General features: G+C 62.5%; 5 protein-coding genes. 3 read left to right on the top strand and 2 right to left on the bottom strand.

Annotated features, from left to right (window positions below; genetic code table 11):
- Positions 1-419 (bottom strand): hypothetical protein (locus ABF990_RS11230; protein ID WP_415506613.1); only part of this gene is annotated, 419 nt, incomplete at its 3' end.
- Complete coding sequence (locus ABF990_RS11225; protein WP_415500969.1) at positions 416-2,809, bottom strand: TonB-dependent receptor; 2,394 nt, start codon at positions 2,807-2,809, stop codon at positions 416-418. The genes ABF990_RS11225 and ABF990_RS11230, both read right to left, overlap by 4 nt.
- 297 nt (positions 2,810-3,106) lie before the next feature.
- Here ABF990_RS11225 and ABF990_RS11220 point away from each other — a divergent pair, with 297 nt between their 5' ends.
- From ABF990_RS11220 to ABF990_RS11210, 3 genes are all read left to right on the top strand, one after another.
- On the top strand, positions 3,107-3,904 hold the full coding sequence (locus ABF990_RS11220; protein ID WP_415500968.1) for an SDR family NAD(P)-dependent oxidoreductase: 798 nt from the start codon (positions 3,107-3,109) through the stop codon (positions 3,902-3,904).
- Positions 3,905-4,324: 420 nt separating this feature from the next.
- Positions 4,325-4,462: a hypothetical protein gene (locus ABF990_RS11215; protein ID WP_415492332.1), complete on the top strand. Its 138-nt coding sequence runs from the start codon at positions 4,325-4,327 to the stop codon at positions 4,460-4,462.
- A 97-nt stretch (positions 4,463-4,559) separates the two neighbouring features.
- Positions 4,560-4,724 (top strand): hypothetical protein, encoded by a 165-nt coding sequence (locus tag ABF990_RS11210; protein ID WP_415492333.1) that lies wholly within the window; start codon positions 4,560-4,562, stop codon positions 4,722-4,724.
- The last annotated feature ends 117 nt before the right edge of the window (positions 4,725-4,841 follow it).

The following is a 4,841-nucleotide window of genomic DNA, read 5'->3' as shown; positions in this document are numbered from 1 at the left end:
GCGGTTGGTTTGTTGGGTGGGGTGGGGGCGTCGGCGGGCGGGGGGCCAATGCCGGCCCGCCACACTGCCCACCCCACCCAAGCACCCCCGGGGGCGATTGCCGCCGGGACCGCCGGCTTTGCATGCGGGTGTTCGTAGGGTGGTGTGGCCTGTGTGGCGGCCAGCATTGCCGCCCCCGACAGCATCAGCCCCAACGGCAGCCAGAAAGCAAGCCGCCTGCCACGCACCAGAAAAGGCCAGACCATGAACGGGGCGGCGGCCGCCGTTGCGCACAGGCGGTAGACCTGCACGCTTTCACGCACGGGCAGGACGGTCAGCCTGCTGCCGATTTCCACCGCGCCGGAGCCCCATAGTACCAGTGCTGCCCACAGGCACAGGGCCCCGGCCAGCCGGGGCGCATGGGCCCGCAGTTCGCTCACAGTTCCGCCGAGAGAGAGAACTTGAACGTGCGCGGCTGGCCTTCAAGCAGGTAGCCGTTGAAGGCCGAGGCCCAGAACCGTGTATTGGCCAGGTTGTCTACCCCGAAACGCGCTGTCAGCGGTTTGGCCGCGACGCTGAACGTATAGCGCATGGCAAGGTCGAACCGTGTCCACACCGGCAGATGCTGCGTGTTGGCCACATTCACCCACTGCTTGCCCGTGTTGACCACACGCCCGATGACCGTCGCCCCTTTCAGGAACGGCAGGTCGTATTCCAGATTGCCGTTGATGGTGTAATTGGGAATGCCAATGGCCGTGTGCCCGTTGTTCAGCCCGCCCTGGGTGCGTTGCAGCGCCGCGTCGATCAGTGTCAGCCCACCATTGAAGCGCAGGCCACGGATGATCTGGCCATTGACCGTCAGTTCCATGCCACGGTTGCGTTGCAGGCCGTTCTCGCGAAAAATGAGCTGCCCGCTATTGCCATACGGTTCCGTATACGCATTGGGCTGCGAGATCTGGTAGAAGGCCAGCGCCGTGCTGAAACGCCCGGTATCGTATTTTGCGCCGACTTCGTACTGCACGCTCTGATAGGGCGCGAAAACCTGGCCAAGGTTGACCACATTGGCCCCTGCCGCCGTCGGCCCCTGCGACAGGCCCTCGATCCGGTTGAAATACAGGGCGGTGTTGTGCGTGGGGTGGACCACAAGCCCCACGACCGGCGTAAACGCACCTTTGTCGTAATGGGTGCTCAGGCTGCCGTCAGAGGCATAATTATAGCCGTTCTGCAGGATGTTCTGGTAGCGGAACCCCCCTGTCAGCGCGATCCGCCCGTCCCAGAAGGTCATGGTATCGGACAGGAACAGGCTGTACAGCTTGGTCCAGTTCGAACGGATGGGATCACGCAGGTTGCCGCCGACCAGGTTCTGCGTGGGGGCCGCGATCTGGGGCGTGTTGTAAAGATTGGTCAGCAGCGGCACGCTGGAGTTGTAGTACATCGCATAGGCCGTGCTGGCCTCTTCCCACAGGGCGGAACCGCCGGCGTTGATCTCGTGCCTGACGGGGCCCGTGTCCACATGGGCGCGAATACCCGCGCGCGTGCTTTCGTTCATGGAGTTGTAAGGCACGAACATGCTGCCCATGGTGCCATCGCCGGTTGCGGCGTTCGTAACCGTGACGGACGAATACGTGCCTTTTTCCTGCCCGCTCATGGCGCCAAAGGCCGCATAGGCTGTCACGTGTTTTCCAAAATCATGTTCGACATTCATCATGCCGAACAGATAGTTCAGGTTGTTATAGGTCCAGCCCTGGCTGAAATTGTGCGACGGCGCTGCGGGCCGTGGCACGCTGGTCAGGGTTGATGACAGGAACACCCCGCCCCGTCCCCATTCCACGGCCTGGTTCTGATAGGCCATGTCGAGAGAAATGCGGGTCTTGTCGTCGTGCCAGTCGAAATCGCCCCCCACGGCCGCGTCGTGGCGGCGTTCATGGTCGATCGAGGTTTCACCGTCCATGCCGGCCGCATTCAGCCTGAAGCCGAACGCCTTGCCGGTGCCGAACCGACGGCCGAAATCGACCGCCCCGCCGCCCTGGCCGCTGCTGGTATAGTCTGCGGTAATCCGGTTCAGGGCCTCGGCTTCGGCATGTTTGAACAGCAGGTTGATATTGCCGCCAATGGACGACCCGCCCGGCGCCGCGCCGTTCAGGAAGGCGCTGGCGCCGTTGAGCACCTGCACCTGGTCGTAAAGCTGGGGCGACACAAGCTGGCGCGGCACAATGCCATACAGCCCGTTGAGCGAAATATCGTCCCCGTTCACGGGGAAACCGCGAATGACGAACATTTCAGAAAAATTGCCATACCCCATGGTGGTGCGGACGGAGGGGTCGTTCTCAAGCACTTCGCCCAGGGTCTGGGACTGCTGGTTGAGAATAAGGCTGGAATTGTAACTGCGGATATTGAAGGGCACATCCAGCCCCTTCTTGGTGCCCAGCGCCCCAAGCTGTCCACCGCTCGACACTTCCATGCGGTTGCTGCGGGCGGCCCGTACGACAATATCCTCGCGCTGGGCGGTGGGGAGGTCGGTGGGGTTGGCGCCAGACCGATTATGGACCGGGTTGCCAGTCAGCCCGCCGGTCAGCCCACCAGTCAGCCCTGCGGGCGGAATGGCCTGTGCCGCCTGGCCTGTGGGGGCCGTGTTCGCAGTTGGCCGCTGGCCTGCGGTGTGTTCCGCATGTTGCGCAGTATGGGAGCCGTGATGTGCCGTATGGCTCGGCTGGTCCGCGGCCGTTGCGGCCGGTTGCGGGGTAGCGGCGCGGGCACAGGGCAGGCTGCCCGCAAGCAGTACGCCGGTGGCCCAGGCAGCGGCGCGGGGGGTGGAGAAATGTCTGGACATGGGGAGAAGACTCTTGGGTTTGCGGGCCAGTGAATGCGCACTGTGATAATGCGAGTTATTATCAATATCAAGATGCCGGATACGGCGCGTCTCTGGTTTTTTGCGTTGTGGCGGGTAACGGCAGGGTGCCGCAAGCCGTGGCCTTCCCCCCGCTCGGGTGCGAAATTGGCGTTATTCGCCTGGCTGCTGGTAGAGTGTCTGCGGTTTTTTACAGGGCCGCCGCGAAAGCGCTGTGAATGGCGTGCGGGGTTTAGCGACCCGGATTCTGCTCGGCCCCAACCACAGGTGTGACAAGACATGGCAGATACAGCAACAACGCCGCCTCGTTCCGGGGTGGTTCCTTCCCGTATTGCGCTGGTAACCGGGGCTTCCGCCGGGTTTGGCGCGGCCATTACCCGGCGGCTGGTGCGTGACGGTTTTGGCGTGATCGCAACCGCCCGGCGGCAGAACCGGCTGGACGACCTGGCTGCTGAACTGGGCAGCGCTGTCCTGCCGCTGGAACTGGACGTTACCGACCATGCGGCCATCCGTGCCCTGCCCGACAGCCTGCCCGAGGCCTGGCGGACGGTGGATGTGCTGGTCAACAACGCCGGGCTGGCGCTGGGGCTGGACAAGGCCTGGCAGGCCGACCATGACGACTGGGAGACCATGATCGCCACCAATGTCAGCGGCGTGGTGGAAATGACCCGGGCGTTCCTGCCCGGCATGGTCGCGCGCAACAGCGGGCATATTGTCATGCTGGGCAGTACGGCGGGGCATTATGCCTATCCGGGGGCGAATGTGTACGGGGCGACCAAGGCGTTTGTCGCCCAGTTTTCGCAAAACCTGCGCAGCGATCTGCTGGGCCGTGCGGTCAGGGTCACCAACGTCGCCCCCGGCCTGTGCGGCGGCAGCGAGTTCAGTCTGGTGCGCCTGCGCGACGCCACCAAGGCCGAGGCGGTCTATGACAACACCACTCCCCTGCTGCCCGACGACATAGCCGAAACCGTGTCATGGGTCGTGCACCTGCCAGCCCATGTCAACATCAACTCCATCGAGATGATGCCGATCTGTCAGGCTTCTGCCGGTCTGGCGGTTGACCGCACAATGGGCTGAACGCTCTGTGGGATTTTGCCGGGGGTGGGGGGATATTCACGGTTCTCCCCGCCTCTGGCGTCATGCGTGCCATGGCTGCATGACAGGCGGCCGCATACCCGCCATGACCGCGTAACGGCGCGGAACAATAGCACGATAAATTTACGGTAAACTTTGGTGAAACCCGAAAGGTTATGGCTTTCAGGCAGGATTCGGCTGCGTGTGCCGCTGTCGGGCGCTGCTCCGCGCTGTGGTTAAACCACGATCGTGACGCGATCATATGGCGGTCCTGCATATAAAATCATATTAAATTGTAAAATATTGACATTTCTAAATTCAACAATAATATATCGTTTGTATGGTTAAATATCACGTTTTTGCAATGCAGTATAAGGGCGTCTGACAGGCCTGATGCAGCCTGCGGGCGGAGGGAACAACACCATGGCGACTTATATGCGCGAATGGGCCGGGGCCTGCGTCATCGCAGGGGGGGTGCTGCTGGCGGTCTGCCTGGGCAACAGCCATGGTGTCAGCCTGTCCACCCTGTCGGACGCCACGGCCTGCTTTTTCCGGTACTGATCGCCATACCGGCGCCAATGTGCCGGTGGGCTTGATTTTGCGCGGCTGGCTTCACACACTCTGTTCAGACAAAACTCTGGAACGGGAGCAAGCTACGATGCCATGGACCCCGGACGACGCCCCAAAACACACCCATAAGGCCGATACGCAGGACCTGCGCCAGCTCTGGGCGAAGGTGGCCAACGCGACACTGGACCGCACGGGGGATGAAGGGCGCGCAATCCGCGAGGCGAATGCTGTCGTAGCACGGCAGGCGGACTGAACCCGTTTTTTGCCCGGCGGGTCTTTACCTTGCCTGTTGCCTGTGCGCGGCTTTTTCAGCCGTTCAGCCGTTCAGCCGTTCAGCCGTTCAGCCGTTCAGCCGTTCAGCCGTTCAGCC

The organism is Acetobacter sp. (assembly GCF_047723915.1).
GTDB lineage: Bacteria > Pseudomonadota > Alphaproteobacteria > Acetobacterales > Acetobacteraceae > Acetobacter.
Note: the sequence above shows the minus strand (reverse complement) of the source record. Positions and strands in the feature narration are given on the sequence as shown.